The 16352-nt window shown below is 31.5% G+C and carries 15 protein-coding genes, 1 tRNA gene, 1 riboswitch and 1 other annotated feature; of the genes, 10 read left to right on the top strand and 6 right to left on the bottom strand.

Going from position 1 to position 16352, the window contains the following annotated elements:
* Positions 1-20: 20 nt before the first annotated feature.
* From CLJU_RS01385 to leuS, 9 genes are all read left to right on the top strand, one after another.
* On the top strand, positions 21-716 hold the full coding sequence (locus CLJU_RS01385; RefSeq protein ID WP_013236967.1) for a DUF421 domain-containing protein: 696 nt from the start codon (positions 21-23) through the stop codon (positions 714-716).
* Entirely contained in the window at positions 713-1093 is a 381-nt protein-coding gene (locus CLJU_RS01380) for a DUF4363 family protein (protein ID WP_013236966.1), read from the top strand. The genes CLJU_RS01385 and CLJU_RS01380 overlap by 4 nt, the downstream gene beginning before the upstream one ends.
* A gap of 339 nt (positions 1094-1432) precedes the next feature.
* Entirely contained in the window at positions 1433-2365 is a 933-nt protein-coding gene (fba, locus tag CLJU_RS01375) for a class II fructose-1,6-bisphosphate aldolase (protein ID WP_013236965.1), read from the top strand.
* A 127-nt stretch (positions 2366-2492) separates the two neighbouring features.
* The gene (locus CLJU_RS01370; RefSeq protein WP_013236964.1) at positions 2493-3023 is read left to right on the top strand and encodes a class IV adenylate cyclase; all 531 of its coding nucleotides are present in this window, start codon (positions 2493-2495) and stop codon (positions 3021-3023) included.
* A gap of 8 nt (positions 3024-3031) precedes the next feature.
* Complete coding sequence (locus CLJU_RS01365) at positions 3032-3910, top strand: DUF5685 family protein (protein ID WP_013236963.1); 879 nt, start codon at positions 3032-3034, stop codon at positions 3908-3910.
* Positions 3894-4475, top strand: a complete 582-nt coding sequence (locus CLJU_RS01360) for a J domain-containing protein (protein WP_013236962.1) — start codon at positions 3894-3896, stop codon at positions 4473-4475. The genes CLJU_RS01365 and CLJU_RS01360 overlap by 17 nt, the downstream gene beginning before the upstream one ends.
* A 31-nt stretch (positions 4476-4506) precedes the next feature.
* A complete protein-coding gene (locus tag CLJU_RS01355; protein WP_013236961.1) occupies positions 4507-5025 on the top strand; it encodes a hypothetical protein in 519 nt (172 codons plus the stop codon).
* A gap of 76 nt (positions 5026-5101) precedes the next feature.
* Positions 5102-5176: transfer RNA gene (locus tag CLJU_RS01350), tRNA-Gln, on the top strand.
* Positions 5177-5277: 101 nt separating this feature from the next.
* Positions 5278-5484: a binding site (T-box leader), on the top strand.
* A 121-nt stretch (positions 5485-5605) separates the two neighbouring features.
* Positions 5606-8038 carry a leucine--tRNA ligase gene (gene leuS / locus CLJU_RS01345; RefSeq protein ID WP_013236960.1) on the top strand — a complete coding sequence of 811 codons (2433 nt, stop codon included), beginning with the start codon at positions 5606-5608 and terminating at the stop codon, positions 8036-8038.
* Between the two features lie 78 nt (positions 8039-8116).
* Here the strand turns inward: leuS and yjbM are convergent, their stop codons facing one another.
* A complete protein-coding gene (gene yjbM / locus CLJU_RS01340; protein ID WP_013236959.1) occupies positions 8117-8905 on the bottom strand; it encodes a GTP diphosphokinase in 789 nt (262 codons plus the stop codon).
* Between the two features lie 187 nt (positions 8906-9092).
* Between yjbM and CLJU_RS01335 the strand changes: the two genes are divergently transcribed.
* Positions 9093-9896, top strand: coding sequence for a DUF2225 domain-containing protein (locus CLJU_RS01335; RefSeq protein WP_013236958.1), 804 nt, complete (start codon positions 9093-9095; stop codon positions 9894-9896).
* 43 nt (positions 9897-9939) lie between these two features.
* Here CLJU_RS01335 and CLJU_RS01330 read toward each other — a convergent pair whose 3' ends face one another.
* From CLJU_RS01330 to CLJU_RS01310, 5 genes are all read right to left on the bottom strand, one after another.
* A complete protein-coding gene (locus CLJU_RS01330) occupies positions 9940-10626 on the bottom strand; it encodes a metallophosphoesterase (protein WP_013236957.1) in 687 nt (228 codons plus the stop codon).
* 4 nt (positions 10627-10630) lie between these two features.
* Positions 10631-10897 (bottom strand): EscU/YscU/HrcU family type III secretion system export apparatus switch protein, encoded by a 267-nt coding sequence (locus tag CLJU_RS01325; protein ID WP_013236956.1) that lies wholly within the window; start codon positions 10895-10897, stop codon positions 10631-10633.
* A 74-nt stretch (positions 10898-10971) separates the two neighbouring features.
* A complete protein-coding gene (locus CLJU_RS01320; RefSeq protein WP_242825695.1) occupies positions 10972-12816 on the bottom strand; it encodes a hypothetical protein in 1845 nt (614 codons plus the stop codon).
* Between the two features lie 108 nt (positions 12817-12924).
* Entirely contained in the window at positions 12925-13551 is a 627-nt protein-coding gene (locus CLJU_RS01315; RefSeq protein WP_013236954.1) for an ECF transporter S component, read from the bottom strand.
* A gap of 87 nt (positions 13552-13638) precedes the next feature.
* Positions 13639-13755, bottom strand: a riboswitch (FMN riboswitch).
* Positions 13756-14098: 343 nt separating this feature from the next.
* The gene (locus CLJU_RS01310; RefSeq protein WP_013236953.1) at positions 14099-16264 is read right to left on the bottom strand and encodes a Tex family protein; all 2166 of its coding nucleotides are present in this window, start codon (positions 16262-16264) and stop codon (positions 14099-14101) included.
* Positions 16265-16352: the final 88 nt, after the last annotated feature.

Below are 16352 nucleotides of genomic sequence, written 5' to 3'. Positions count from 1 at the left end.
AACTTGAAGGGTGGTATTTTATGTTCATAGTACTTTTTAGAACTATTATCTTATATTTACTAGTTGTAATATCCATGAGGCTTATGGGAAAAAAACAGATAGGTGAAATGGAACCTTTTGAATTAGCTGTAGCAATAATGATATCCGAATTGGCTTCTCTTCCAATGCAAGATACCAGAATTTCTATAATTCACGGTATAATTCCAATAATAACTCTTTTGACTTTACAAACTCTTTTAGCGTTACTTCAGCTTAAGAGTGAAAAAATAAGATTATTTTTTAGTGGAAAACCAACCATACTAATTGATAAGGGAAAGCTGGACTTAAAAAAATTAAAGGACGAAAAATTCAATATAAATGATTTAATGGAAGAACTGAGAATGCAGGGATATTACAATTTATCCGATGTAGAATATGCCATACTTGAAACCAGTGGCCAACTTTCTGTTATACCTAAAACCGAACTTACCCCTGTAACTAAAACAGATTTAAAAATAAAACCTTCTCAAGATGTACTACCCATAACACTCATAATGGATGGTAAAATAAACTTCAAAAACTTGATTATAGCAAAAAAAGATGAAGCTTGGCTCAAACAAATGATGAAGAAAAACAGCATAGTTTCTACAAAAAATATATTAGTAGCTTTACTCGATTCAAAAGGGAAATTTTATTACCAACTAAAAGAAAAAAATACACAGGATGTGATTAAATGAAAAGTTCTATAACATCTTTTACCATATTCATATTGATGATGTTATCTATACTATTTTCAATACAATATTTAAATACAATATGTAGTAAATTAGAAAGTTCAAACATAAAAATAGAAAAATCTATTGAATCAAATTCCTGGAATGAAGCCCGTAAAAATTATGAGAATTTCATGATTCAGTGGGAAAAATATTCACCAAAGGTATCAATTTTTTCAAATCATAATGAAATAGACAATATAAACAGTGAGTTATGGAAATTAATGCAGCATATAACATATAGAAATGGAGAAGAATCCCTAGCCTCTATAAATGTAATAAAAAATTTGCTGCATCATATACTGAAAATGGAGCAACTAAACATCCAAAATCTATTTTAAATGCAATTTTCTATTTAAATTCCATATATTCGATATTGTATTTATGGTAAAAACTATTTACTTCTGATATACTGTAATTGTACGTTTAGTACCTTTAGACTTAACTAGCGAATATTGTAAAAATGTTCGAAAAATAAGTTTGTCCATAACTTTAAAAACTTTATATAGGGTTCATAACTTAAACTTATAGATTTATATGTAAAAAACTTTTATTCTTATATTAATAAGACACAAGAATAAACTGAATTGCTTATAATATATCCATGTGTATACATCTAGCTTTCACTTAGAATCCCTATATTATAGCTATAAAATATTATATTGGAAGGTGGAATAATAATGGCATTAGTTACTACTAAAAACATGTTCAAAAAAGCTTATGAAGGAAAATATTCAATAGGCGCTTTTAATATTAATAATATGGAGATAATTCAAGGTGTAGTTAATGGAGCAAAGGCTAAAAACTCTGCTGTTATTTTGCAATGTTCAGCAGGTGCAATAAAGTATGCAGGTCCTAAATATTTAAAAGCCATGGTAGACGCTGCAATAGAAGAAACAGGTATTGACCTTGCACTTCACTTAGATCATGGTCCTGATTTTGAAACTGTAAAACTGTGTGTAGAGAATGGTTTTACTTCAGTAATGTTTGATGGCTCACATTTTGATTATGAAGAAAATGTAGCAAAAACTCAGGAAGTTGCAAAATATGCTCATGACCACGGAGTAGTAGTGGAAGCAGAGCTTGGTGTACTTGCTGGAATAGAAGATGATGTATCTGCCGCAGAACATATATATACTGATCCAGATCAAGCAGAAGATTTTGTAAATAGAACTGGTATAGATTCCCTAGCTATAGCTATAGGTACTTCCCATGGTGCATTCAAGTTCCCGCCAAACTTCAAACCTAAATTAAGATTTGACATACTTGAAAAAGTTCAGGAAAAACTTCCAAACTTCCCTATAGTACTTCATGGTGCTTCAGCTGTAGATCAAGAAGCAGTAGCAACTTGCAATAAGTATGGAGGAAATTTAGCTGGTGCTAAAGGAATACCAATAGATATGCTTAGAAAAGCTTCTTCAATGGCTGTATGTAAAATAAACATGGATACTGACTTGAGATTAGCTATGACTGCTGCTGTGAGAAAAACTTTTGGAGATAAACCAGAAGTTTTCGATCCAAGAAAATACTTAGGTGCAGGAAGAGATGAAATACAAAAAGTAGTAGAATACAAAATAGATAATGTTCTTGGTTCTGCAAATTCCTTAAAATAAAAAATAAGAGGCTTCCTTATTAGGTTTAAGGAAGCCTCTTATTAAATTTTTATTAATTTAACCTTTAGATATTAACTTTTATGGTATAATTCAAAATAACAATAGTTTTTCATAGGGAGTGAATTCTTTGGAAGAATGCGAAACAAGAATAATAAAAATAGATCCTGATCATATAAGATTAAAACTAAAACAGATGAAAGCTATAAATGTTAAAATGGAAAATCAAACAAATTATATATATGACTTTAAAGATGGACGTCTCATAAAAAATAAAGGTTATGCTAGAATAAGAGTTGTAGAAGATCTACTCCACAATTCAAATCATTTTTACATGACTACTAAAAAACTTTTAAGTCAAGAAAAATATAAAGTAATGGAAGAAAATGAAACTGAAATACTTGATGCAGAAGCAGGTAAAAGAATATTTAGATCACTTGGACTAAACTTACTTCAAGCCATAAAAAAGTACCGGGAAAGTTACAGATATAAAAACAGCTTAATTGAAATAGACATAAATGATACATCCTTCTGTCCTTTCCCTTATATAGAAATAGAAACTAAAAGTGATAGTGAATTAAATGAACTGGTAGAATTGCTTGGATATTCCATAAAAGATACTACCTCCAAAACCATATATGAAATATTAAATGAAAAATAGGAGAATCTATGTTTGGTTATGTAACTCCATACAAAATGGAGCTTAAAATAAAAGATTATGAAAAATTTAAAGCTTATTATTGCGGATTATGCAGGTCTATAAAATATAACATTGGGAATGTTCCCAGGATCTCTCTAAATTATGACATGACTTTTCTTGCGCTGCTTTTAGACTCTTTAGGAACTGGTGAACAAACTTATGTAAAAAAAAGATGTATCCTTCATCCTCTGCAAGAAAAAATTTTTTTAAAGGACAATGATTCTCTGAAATATGCAGCTTTTTGCAATATATACCTAAGTTATTTCAAACTTTTAGATGACACAGTCGACGACCATTCTTTGAAAAGCAAAATATTTTCGATTTGTCTCAAAACATACTTTAGCAAAACAGATGAAAATTATAAAAAAGTTTTCATACATATAAAAGAAAATTTGAGTAATCTTTATGAACTTGAAAAGAAAACTAATAATAAATCCATAGATATGATATCTCATCCTTTTGCACACCTTACTGGATTTATATTAAGTTCTTTTAAGTATGAAAAATTTAAAGAGGAACTGTATTTTCTTGGATATAACCTTGGTAAATGGATATATATTATAGATGCTTTAGATGACTTACATGATGATATGTCAAAGGGAAAATTTAATGTTTTAAATAAATGTTTTAATGTGGAAAATTTAAGCTATGAAAGATTTTCTAAAAAAATAGAAGGTAGAATTGATTTCATTTTAGGTACTTGTGCTGCACAGTGCATGAATACTTTTGAAAAACTTCCTATAAAAAAGAATAAAGAATTACTACACAATATATTACAATATGGACTTTTAGATAAGATGGATAAAGTTTTTAAAAGGGGTGTTTACAAAGATGAAAAATCCATATGAAGTACTTGAAATAAATGAAAATGCTTCAAAAGATGAAATAAAAAAGGCTTATAGAACCTTAGCTAAGAAATATCATCCTGATCAGTATGGTAACAATCCACTTAAGGATTTAGCCGAGGATAAAATGAGAGACATAAATGAAGCCTACGACTATTTGATGAAAAATGAAGGAACAAATACATATAATAATGGAAGTGGTAATACCTATACTGGCAGCAATTCTAGCACATATCAGTCTATAGAAAATGATATTTATAATGGGAATTTAAGTAGTGCAGAATCAAAACTTATGGGAATAAACACAAGAGATGCAGAATGGCACTACCTCATGGGGATTTTAAACACTAGAAAGGGCTGGTATGACCAGGCTAGCACTAATTTAAGCACCGCCTGCAGTCTTGATCCAAATAATTTTAAATATCAAGAGGCATTAAACAAGTTAAGAGGTATGAATAATTCCTATAGACAACCTTATTATGACAACAGGAGAAGAGACCCTGACATATGTAACATCTGTGCTACATTATATTGTTTAGACTGCTTATGTGGAGGTGGAAATTGCTAAAACTATCAATCTAAAAAAGAGGTGGGTATCAATGACAAAAGCTCAAAATAAAACCTCCAATATAACTAAAGGAGGTTTTTTAACTACCTTAGGAGTTATTTTAGTATACTTAAGTGGCATAGTGCCAGTAAATAAGGCTTCTCTTCTGGCTTTAGCTTCTTTTATCATACCATTATCCGTGCTTGTTACAGGTTACAAAAATGCTATTACTATTTATGCAGCTACTTCCTTACTATCGCTTTTAATATGTGGGTTTAAAATCACAGTGCTTTCCTACATAGTATTTTTTGGTCTCTATGGATTAATAAAATACCTTGTTGAGAAACTCAGGAAATTACCTCTTGAAATTATATTAAAACTTGCTTTTTTTAATATATGTTTATTAGTACTATTTTTACTCTACAGTCTATTTTTCCCCGGTCTTTTAAAAATAAAAATAAGTCCTTATTTAATTGTATTAGGTACTGAAATAGCTTTTGTAATATATGACTATCTATTAACCTTATTTATAAATTATGTTAACAGATATATCTTAAAAATAATAAAATAGTATTGTATTTAATAATAAACTATTGACATATGAATTTATGGTGATATAATGTTTATTGTTGAGATTTACATAACAGTGCCCATTCGCCAAATGGTAAGGCACCTGTCTCTGGAACAGGTATGTGTTGGTTCGAGTCCAGCATGGGCAGCCAAGAGAGAACTCTTTATTTTAGGAGTTCTTTTTTAAAATAAAATTTAAAAATAAATTCTTGACAGAAAACTGTTTAATATTATAAAATAAAAAATAAACCAATATTTGGCTTTGAAAAAGGAACAGTAGTATTTGTATCACTAAAGAGAGCTGTTGTTAGGTGAAAAACAGTGTGAACAGAATGCGAACTCACCTTAGGAGCTTATCTGAAGAAAATCAGATACGGTATGAACCGTTATTTTTTGAGTGAAACCAGTTTATAGGTTTAATTAGAGTGGTACCGCGGAAGTTAAATCTTTCGTCTCTTGATTTTAAGAGATGAGGGATTTTTTTATATTCTAGCAACAAATAAACACCACAATTCTACTAGACTTCTTAGCTTACAAAAGCGTAAAGGCTATATTAAATTACAAATAAAGGAGAAGATATTATGTACAGTATCGAAACTGATAAAAAATGGCAAGCAAAATGGGAAGAAACATCACTTTATAAATTTGACGATAACAATTTAGATAAAAAATTATATGTACTGGAGATGTTCTCCTACCCTTCAGGTAGTAAACTTCATGCAGGACATTGGTTTAACTATGCTCCTGTAGACTCCTGGGCAAGACTTAAGAAAATGCAGGGATATAATGTGTTCCAACCAATGGGTTTTGATTCTTTTGGTCTTCCTGCAGAAAACTATGCTATTAAAACTGGAATACACCCAAGTGATTCCACAGAAAAAAATATAGCTACTATGGAAAAACAACTTAAGTCTATGGGTGCAATGTTCAACTGGGAAAACGAAGTAATTACCTGTCGTCCTGAATATTATAAATGGAATCAGTGGTTATTTTTGCAATTATATAAACATGGTTTAGCTTATAGAAAAAATGCCCCTGTAAACTGGTGCCCTAGTTGTAAAACAGTACTTGCAAATGAACAGGTACAAGATGGATTTTGTGAAAGATGTGGTACCGAGGCAACTAAAAAGGATTTAACTCAATGGTTCTTCAAAATTACAGATTATTCAGAAGAACTTCTTCAGTGCCTAGATAAACTGGATTGGCCAGAAAAAACAAAAGCTATGCAAAGACATTGGATAGGTAAATCCACCGGTACAAATGTAACTTTTAAAGTAGCAGATTCCGATATTGAGTTCAGTGTATTTACCACAAGAGTTGATACCTTATTTGGTGTTACTTATGTAGTTTTATCACCTGAAAATACCTTAGTTGATAAATTAACCAAAGAAGAATACAAAGATGAAGTAGAAAAATATAAAGAATCAGCTAAGAAACAAAGTGAAATCGAAAGACAATCAATTACAAGAGAAAAAACTGGTGTATTCAGTGGTTCTTATGCTATAAATCCTATAAATGGTAGGAAAGTTCCTATATGGATAGGAGATTATGTACTAAATACTTATGGTACTGGTGCCGTAATGGCAGTTCCTGCCCACGATGAAAGAGACTTTGCATTTGCAACAAAATATAAGTTACCTATTGAAAGAGTTATAGAAGGTGGAGATTCCTTACCTTATGTAGAACATGGCAAGATGATAAATAGCGGTGAATTCAATGGTCTAACTACAAAAGAAGGCAAAGAAGCTGTAACTAAAAAACTTGAAAGTATGGGATTAGGATCTGGAAAAGTAAATTACAGACTAAGAGACTGGTTAATTTCAAGACAGAGATACTGGGGAACTCCTATTCCTATAGTATATTGCGAAAAATGTGGAATAGTTCCTGTACCAGAAGATCAACTGCCAGTTGAACTCCCTTATAATGTAGAATTTTCTCCTGATGGTAAGTCTCCTCTTTTAAAATCAGAAGAATTCATGAATACTACATGCCCTTGCTGCGGAGGTCCTGCCAAAAGAGAAGCCGATACTTTAGACACATTTGTATGTTCTTCCTGGTATTACTTAAGATATGTTGACAACAAAAACAGTGAAAAACCTTTTGATAAAGCTAAAATAGATAAAATGCTTCCAGTAGACATGTACGTAGGCGGACCTGAACATGCTTGCATGCATCTTCTGTATGCCCGATTTATTACTAAAGCTCTTAGGGATATGGGATTCTTAGACTTTGACGAACCTTTCCTATCTCTTAGACATCAAGGTATAATACTTGGTCCTGATGGTCAAAAAATGAGTAAATCAAAGGGAAATACCATATCTCCAGATGACTGCATACAAGAATACGGTTCTGACGTATTTAGAATGTATTTGATGTTTGGATTTGACTACAGCGAAGGTGGAGCTTGGAACGACGACGGAATTAAATCCATAAGTAAATTTGTAGATAGAATTGAAAGAACTATCTCTTCTGTAAAAGAAATTATAGAAAGTGGGGATACCGGAAAAACTTCTATGGATGCTGCGGAAAAAGAACTTAACTATACAAGGAACTTTTCAATCAAATCTGTATCAGAGGATGCTAATAAATTTCAATTTAATACATCTATAGCTAGAATTATGGAATTTACAAATGCACTTTCGAAGTACATTCAGCAAAAAGATAAAAATATATCGCTGCTAAAAGATACTGTAATTGATTTTGTAAAAATCATAGCACCTTTTGCACCTCACTTTGCAGAAGAACAATGGGAATCTCTAGGAAAAAGCTATTCCATATTTAATGAAAAATGGCCCGATTTCGAACCCAATGCACTTATAAGAGACGAGGCAGAAATAGCCATTCAGATAAATGGTAAAATCAAAGCTAAAATAAACGTATCCACGAACTTGAAAGAAGACCAGATAAAAGAGTTATCTCTTTCTAATGAACATATCAAATCCCTTTTAGACGGTAAAGATATAAAGAAAGTCATAGTTGTAAAAGGCAGACTTGTAAATATAGTAGCAAAATAACAATATGTAAATAGCTGTCATTACTAATTTCAGTTGCTAGTTTTAGCTAAAACCTGCAACTGAATTGTAATATGACAGCTATTTGTACATTTGAAGTAACTTTTCTGTAGAGCGGAGTAAGCTTACAAGTTCAGACACTTCTCCCTCTTCAATTAAACTATTTAATTGGACTTGATATCTAGTTGATTCGCTTAATTTTCCCATAGAAGACATCGTAAGTATATTGTTCATTATATCAGAAACCAAGCTTGACTTTACTTCAAATAACTTTTGAGCATCCTTTATTTCATCCTTGATCTCAAGCATCTGTTGATCAAGCTGGAAAGCTGCATCTGCCGCACTCTTAAGTTTTAATTTTATTCCACCAGGTATGTCCTGCTTATATTTGTAGTTCAGCGAGTGCTCTATAGTAGCCCAAAAATTCATGGCAAGAGTCCTTATCTGAAACTCAGCTAGTATTTCTTTCTCACCCTCTGCCATATTAACAGGATATTTAATTATTACATGGTAGCTCCTATATCCACTTTCCTTCACATTAGATACATAATCTTTTTCATACATTATACTCATGTCTTTCCTATTTCTTATTATCTCAACTACCTTTTCTATATCATCTACAAACTGACACATAACTCTAATACCAGCTATATCTTCCATCTCATAACCTATTCTGTCAAGAGGTATATTGAACTTATTGGCTTTCTCTAATATGCTAGATATCTCTTTTACTCTTCCAGTAACAAATTCTATTGGTGAGTATTCATTCCTTTTTCTATATTCTTTTCTTATACTTTTAAATTTTACTTTTAGCTCTTCAACAGCTTGACTATATGGTATTAAGAATGTTTTCCATTCCCCTATTGCCACACAAATCACCCCCAACAAATTATATAGGTACATTATTATTATATCAAAGATTTAAATTATTCAATATAGTATATATGTTTCCCATATACTTAATAGTATAATTTTAATAATTTTTTTGATATAATAATATTATAACTTAATAATTAGTAAAAATAATATATTATTCATAATGAAGGTGGCTACAGATATGTCTAAAAAAACCTCTTTGGGTCTAGAAAGTTTAAATGAAGATGATGGCTTAAGTGAAGAAGAAAAGCAAAAACTACTGCTTTACAATAAAAAAGTAGTATGTCCTGTTTGTGACAATAATTTTAATGCTAGAGCTATTAAGAAATCTTCTTATAGAATACTAAAAAAAGATTCTGACTTTTTTATAAGATATTCTATTATAAATCCCTATTTTTATGACGTATGGGTATGTGATGAATGTGGTTATGCTGCTATGAAAAGTGACTTTGAGCACCTGAGTGATTATGATGCAAACATAATTAGGGAAAACATCTCCCCTAAGTGGAAAAGTAAGAATTATCCTGAGGTATATGATATAGATTTAGCTATAACAAGGTACAAGTTATCTCTTTTAAATTATTACATTATAAATGCTAGATCTAGTAAAAAAGCAATGAATTCTTTAAAAATCGCCTGGATGTACAGACTTAAGGAAGACGAAATAAAAGAAATGGAATTTCTAAACCAGGCATTAGAAAATCTTCAAAATGCATATTATAATGAGCCTTCTCCTATATACGGTATGGACAAGTTTACTACAATGTATCTTATAGGAGAGCTTATGAGACGTACAGGTAAAGAAGAAGACTCCATAACTTGGTTCAGTGAAGTAACATCCTCTACTATAGCATCACAAAAAATTAAAAATTTAGCTAGAGATCAGAAAGATCTTATAAAGAATGTAATAACTGAAGATAATAATCCTACGGATGACTCAGGTGATAATAAAAAACATGGACTTTTTTCTAAATTTCACAAGTAACCTGTCCATACATTTTTAGAGTAAGCTTATTTTTAAGTTTACTCTACATTATTCTTATAGGGTTAAATTTTATATAGTCTGCAGAAGCTAGTATGTACTCTACACCATTCAAATTTCCCGTTACAGCCTTGGACAAGGATTCTCCATGAAGATGTCCATATATGACTTTCTCTACGCCATATTCCCTAAATATATCTGTAAATCCCGAGGACATAAACTTTTCACTTATAGGCGGATAATGTATCATTACTATAAATTTTTTATATCCTGACTTTACTGCACAATCCAAAGAATTTTTCATTCTTAAAAGTTCTCTTTTATATATTTTTTCATCATGAGCAGAAAAATTATCACTTTCTGGACAATTCCATCCCCTTGTTCCGCATATTCCATAATCCTTATAGGTAAAAAAATTATTTTGTATAAAACCCATGTCTTCATACATATTATTTAGTTTAGTAATACTGTTCCACCAATAGTCATGATTTCCCTTTATCATTAATTTTGTTCCCGAAAGTTGGTGCACCCACTCTAAATCACAAGCTCCTCCTTCCATATTCATGGACCAAGATATATCTCCTGATATCAATACCTTGTCTTCACTAGTTATTTTACTGTTCCAATTTTTTTTAATTTTTTCATCATGATTAGCCCAGTTGTTTCCAAAAACATCCATAGGCTTACTGCCCGTTAAGTCCAAATGCAAATCTGATATTGCAAATAAAGCCAAATAATCACCTTCTACTTATATTTTTATCTATATCTATCACATAAGCTATTACTTTAGCTACCGCATCGTATAACTCAAAAGGCACATTATCCCCTATGTCCACATTACTCAAAAGATTGGCAAGCTCTTTATCATAAACTATAGGAACACCGCTCTCTTTTGCCTTATTCAGTATATTATCTGCTATTTGACCTATGCCTGCTGCAGTAACTATAGGTGCTTCATAATTATATTCATATTTTAAAGCTGCTGCTTTCTTTTTCTTATCCATAATATTCCCCTTCAATAAGAGTTCAGTAATGAGTTCATAATAATCAGTGAGGTATCTGAAAAAAATGCCTAAAGTTACGCCTTTGTATTTATAACACCTATATCACTATCCTGAAAAAATTCTCTACAAGTTGATATGTTCATCTCTTCTTTCTTTTCATCAAATCTAACATATACATTATACCCTATATCAGATAAGCTCTCCAGTACCCTTTTTTCAGTTTTCTTGAATAAATTAAGCCATTCCTTACTACATTTGATATCTATATCCATGCTACGGTTTTTAACGCTTAAATATGCATCTACTGTTCCCATATTTTCAGTACTTACAGAAGTTACTATTTTTACATTAGTAGAATCTATTTTTTTCCCTTTTTGCCTATCATCCTTAATCATCAGTTTACATTGATAATCTTGTTGATTTAAATTTATAGGAACATCCATATAATAGTATGAATTAGATACAGTATTGAATACTTTGAAATCGTTCATGTTATTGTTAAGCACCTGTACAATATTTCCACTAAGTTGATTTTTGCCATCTCCTTTTTGATCTAAAACTGTTCTTATAATATCCTTCATCTCACTAGTCTTTATGTTTATCTGTTCTTTTATCTGGCTTACAATGTCATCCATACCATTTTGCTTTATAAAATTATTATGGTGAGGACTTTCAACTTTACTTCCTTCCTTTTCAGAAAACTTTGAAACCGTATTTGAGGTATCCTTTTGTTCTAAATTCTCTATATCCTTAGAAGAAATGCCCTTATCTGTACCTGTTTTTTGTTCTATATTTTTAGAAGACATATCTTTATCTATACTTGTCTGCTGTTCTATGCCTTTAGAGGAAATATCCTCCTTTACATTAGATGATTGTTCTACATTTGGAGATTGAGTTTTTTCTTCACCTACTGAATTTTTGATTTTATTTAAAATCTCATTTAACTTATTTGCATCCAATCCCTCACTATTTAAAACAGTTTTATTTTCTACGCCAGCCCTTTCTGTACCTGTCCTACTAACAGTGTCCTTTTCACTCTGTGTAGAAGCAATATTGTCCTTAGTAGCTATGTTTTCTGCTTTGCTGTCACTATTTTCACTTCTATATACTTCAGTTTGGGCTTTTTCGGAAATAACTTTTAGATTGTCTTTTGTACCTTCAACTTGGCTTTGTGGCTGTACATTAGTGGATTTCTGTCCAGATAGAGTTTCTCCCAAGAATTTTATTTCATTATATATGGTTCCGTCTTTTTTAAATACATTGTTAAAACTTTTTATATTATCTTCACTTAGTTCCATATTGTTTTCTAGGAAAGTAAGCAAATCATCACCACTTATCTGTTTTAGTTGACTAAAAAAATTTTTTAATGTACTAGTGGTAAATTTACCTTCTGTGCTTTCAGGGGATATGCCTCTACTATCCAAATATTTATCTATAAACTCATTTTCTTCATTAGGCTCACTTTTTATTTTGTCTATAAAATCCAGGGTAGTTTTTATATTAGAAATATTGCTTTTGGTAAGTGGTATTTCGTGCTTAAGCATGCTTTTTACAAGCTGGTAGTCATCACTACTTAAATTAAGGTCACCGGATTCTCTAATAAAACTATCTATAGAATCTTTGCCTCCGACTTGTTCTCCATCTTGGGAGTTCACAATTTTTAACTTAAGCTTTCCATTTTCGAATCCTTGTACTTCTAGTCTTACAAGCTTATTTGGCAAAAAATCTACTGGGTTTTCTATTTCCGCAGAAAATTGCCATCCATCTAAAAGTTTTAAAAGTATCTCTCCCGTAGATTTTTTTAAATCTAAAATTCTAGCGGAAAATTTTTCACCTACTTCAAAAGATAATTTAGTAGATATACGCTTGTTATCTACATTATAACTACTGTTTACATTCCATATACCTGGCAAATTCATCACCCTTTATAATTTATTCTCTTTTTAAGTTATGTATAAATTATCGTACAAAAATGTTTTTTCATAAAGATAAAAATAAAAAAACCTGGGATAAACCCAGATTTTCCTTTAATTATTATGTTCTGCCAAACCTCTGCTTTTACTCTGCTCTTGTTTCAGTACCGGTGATACACTCTTATACAAAACTAGTGTAAGTGCTGTAAGTAATAATCCTTTTAATAAATTAAAAGGTACAATAGCAAATAATATCAAGGTATTTATATCTGTTATACTTCCATTTACTTTTCCTGCTGCTGCTACCATTGCACTTATAGGGAAATTAAGTACTTTTTCATAAAGCGGAAGTAATACAAAGTAATTTAACACTGCAGCAAATACTGACATAGCAATAGTTGCCGCCCCAAGACTAACTGCTGCTGTCTTTTTAGTTTTATGTCTATTATATAAATATCCTGCTGTAAACACTAAAACTGAACCCACTGCAAAATTTGCAAACTCTCCTATAAATGCTGTTTTTCCATCAAATATTCCATGAAGTATATTCTTTAAAAGCTCTATGGCAACTCCAGCTCCAGGTCCAAGTGCAAAAGTGCCTATTAAAGCCGGTAAGTCACTTATATCAATCTGTAAAAACGATGGGAACACAGGAATTGCAACTTCTATGAACATAAGTAAAAATCCAATTACACCTAACAATGATATCTTTACTAGCCTGTTTAACTTATTGCTTCTCATATCTAACATCCCCCTAAAATATTGTGTATAACCTTCTAAGGTAAGCAAAAAAGCCCTGATAAAATATCAGGGCTAATAAACGCTACATTTTACCTTCTTTCATCCAGACTCTACTGTCGGCCTCGGAATCTCACCGAATCATACCAATTATGGCTCGCGGGCTATACCGCCGGTGGGGAATCACACCCCGCCCTGAAGATTATATTTTAAATTTTCAAATTTATTATAATACTTTTACCAGCACATTTCAACATATTCTTAAAATAACTTTTATCCAATGATTACCTTATCTAATAGTCCTATAGTTTCTGTTTGTCCGATCGCTACCATCGATAACACCCCATCGCACACAGCGAAAGCGACTATCACCAAATCAAAGATTTGGAATATCTGCTTTTCTTCAAAGTGGGGTATAAGCACTGCTACGCGCCTGGATAAGCTCTTCCCCTAAAGGATAACGTATTCTAAGTGCTAAAGACACTAAGAATACTGTTTAATAAGGTTCAGATGGAGAAAGGTATTCCTTATAAGCAAACTCCACCTGAACCTAAGAATCACTTGATTTCATGCTAAGTGATATTCTCTTTCTCTTTTCATCTACTTCAAGTACAGTTACTTGGACTATATCTCCTACTTGAACTACATCAAGTGGATGCTTCACAAATTTATCTGACAACTGACTTATATGAACAAGTCCATCCTGATGAACTCCAATATCTACAAAAGCTCCAAAATCTGCTACATTTCTAACCGTGCCTGTAAGCACCATACCTGGCTTTAATTGATTAATGTCTATTATTCCAGTCTTAAGTATAGGTTTAGGAAGTTCTTCTCTTGGATCTCTACCCGGTTTTTTTATCTCTTTTATTATATCTTTTAGAGTTGGCTCACCTACATTAAGCTTTTCTGAAAGAACGTCTATGCCTATTTTATCAACTCTATTATCTATACCTGAAAGTTCTCCATTTTTTAAATCTTCCATATTATATCCAATAATTTTCAAAAGTTCTTTTGCTGCATCATAAGATTCAGGATGGACAGAAGTATTGTCAAGTGGCTCACCGCTTTCCATTACCCTTAAAAATCCTGCACACTGTTCAAAAGCTTTGGCTCCCAATCTTTTGACCTTTAAAAGCTCTTTTCTGTTTTTAAATTTACCATTTTCCTCTCTATAAGCTACAATGTTTGACGCTATAGCAGTATTTATTCCAGATATATAGGATAGAAGAGAAGGCGTTGCTATATTTAGGTCTACACCTACACTATTTACACAATCTTCTACAATTCCCTTTAAAGATTCATCCAATTTCTTTGGTGCAACATCATGCTGGTACTGCCCTACACCTATGGATTTAGGATCTATTTTAACAAGCTCTGCTAAAGGATCTTGAAGCCTTCTGCCTATAGATATAGCTCCCCTTAAAGATACATTTATGTCTGGATATTCCTTTGCTGCAAGTTCCGATGCAGAATAAATTGAAGCTCCTGCTTCAGATACAATTACATAGTACAGGTCCTTTCCTTTCTCTTCCTTAACTTCTTTTATAAGTTTTCCAATGAGTTCTTCAGATTCTCTGCTAGCAGTTCCGTTTCCAAGGGATACAACATTTACATCGTATTTATATACTAGCTCTTTTAGTTTCTTTATAGATCCTTCCACATCATTTTGAGGTGCAGTAGCATATACTATTGCGGTATCTAACAACTTGCCTGTATCGTCCAATACTGCAATTTTGCATCCATTTCTAAAACCAGGGTCATAGCCAAGTACATTTTTTCCCTTTATAGGTGATTGCATCAAAAGCGCCTTCAAATTGGCTTTAAATATTTTTATAGCACCTTCTTCTCCCATATCTGTAAGTTGTGACCTTATTTCTCTTTCAATAGATGGATAAATTAGTCTCTTTAGCGAATCTTCTACACTTTTTTCTATATAAGTATCTGTTATATTATTTCCTTTAAGAGATTGATTTTTTAAGTAAATTTCTATATTCTTCATATCACAACTTATCTTTACAGATAAAACTTTTTCTTTTTCCCCTCTATTTATAGCTAGTATTCTATGAGGTGGAATAGACTTAACTGCTTCTCTATAATCATAGTACATTTCATAAGGAGTTGGTTCTTTGCTTTCACCCTTCGTTTCAATTATTCCATTTTCCCAAACAAATTTTCTTATCCATTTTCTATATTTTGCTTCATCAGAAATAACTTCACTTATTATGTCAACTGCACCTGCTAGTGCATCTTCTACAGACTCAACGCCCTTTTCTTCATTTATAAATTTTTCTGCATACTTTTCTATATCATCTTGGAAGTTACCAGCTAAAATAGCTTCTGAGATAGGCTTAAGTCCCTTTTCCTGTGCAATAGTTGCTCTGGTTCTTTTCTTTGGTTTATATGGTCTATATATGTCTTCTACTTCTGTTAAAGTACTGCTGTGTTCTATAGAATTCTTTAATCCTTCCGTAAGTTTTCCCTGTTCTTCTATTATTCTTATTACATCTTCTTTTCTAGATTTAAGATTTCTAAGATATGTAAGTCTTTCTGCCAGTTTTCTTAAAGTTACATCACTCATGCTTCCTGTAAGTTCTTTTCTATATCTAGCTATAAAAGGCACTGTATTACCTGAATCTAAAAGTTCAATTACACTATTTATATATTTTTTATTTACACTAAGCTCTTCAGCTAATGTATCTATTATATTATCCATTTTTACCTCCTGGTTAATTTTATTTATGATAAATCTCTAAGTTAAAAGCAGGATTAAACATATTGAAAAAGTAAATCAGCTAAAAATA

This window comes from Clostridium ljungdahlii DSM 13528 (assembly GCF_000143685.1).
GTDB lineage: Bacteria > Bacillota > Clostridia > Clostridiales > Clostridiaceae > Clostridium_B > Clostridium_B ljungdahlii.
The sequence above is the reverse complement of the archived record's forward strand: the minus strand, read 5'-3'. Positions and strand labels throughout refer to the sequence as shown.

Bases quoted from the DNA above. Each gene is read 5' to 3' on its own strand.
- CLJU_RS01385 (WP_013236967.1), top strand. From the start codon at position 21: ATGTTCATAGTACTTTTTAGAACTATTATCTTATATTTACTAGTTGTA.
- CLJU_RS01380 (WP_013236966.1), top strand. From the start codon at position 713: ATGAAAAGTTCTATAACATCTTTTACCATATTCATATTGATGATGTTA.
- fba (WP_013236965.1), top strand. From the start codon at position 1,433: ATGGCATTAGTTACTACTAAAAACATGTTCAAAAAAGCTTATGAAGGA.
- CLJU_RS01365 (WP_013236963.1), top strand. From the start codon at position 3,032: ATGTTTGGTTATGTAACTCCATACAAAATGGAGCTTAAAATAAAAGAT.
- CLJU_RS01360 (WP_013236962.1), top strand. From the start codon at position 3,894: ATGAAAAATCCATATGAAGTACTTGAAATAAATGAAAATGCTTCAAAA.
- CLJU_RS01355 (WP_013236961.1), top strand. From the start codon at position 4,507: ATGACAAAAGCTCAAAATAAAACCTCCAATATAACTAAAGGAGGTTTT.
- leuS (WP_013236960.1), top strand. From the start codon at position 5,606: ATGTACAGTATCGAAACTGATAAAAAATGGCAAGCAAAATGGGAAGAA.
- CLJU_RS01335 (WP_013236958.1), top strand. From the start codon at position 9,093: ATGTCTAAAAAAACCTCTTTGGGTCTAGAAAGTTTAAATGAAGATGAT.
- CLJU_RS01325 (WP_013236956.1), bottom strand. From the start codon at position 10,897: ATGGATAAGAAAAAGAAAGCAGCAGCTTTAAAATATGAATATAATTAT.
- CLJU_RS01320 (WP_242825695.1), bottom strand. From the start codon at position 12,816: ATGAATTTGCCAGGTATATGGAATGTAAACAGTAGTTATAATGTAGAT.
- CLJU_RS01315 (WP_013236954.1), bottom strand. From the start codon at position 13,551: ATGAGAAGCAATAAGTTAAACAGGCTAGTAAAGATATCATTGTTAGGT.
- CLJU_RS01310 (WP_013236953.1), bottom strand. From the start codon at position 16,264: ATGGATAATATAATAGATACATTAGCTGAAGAGCTTAGTGTAAATAAA.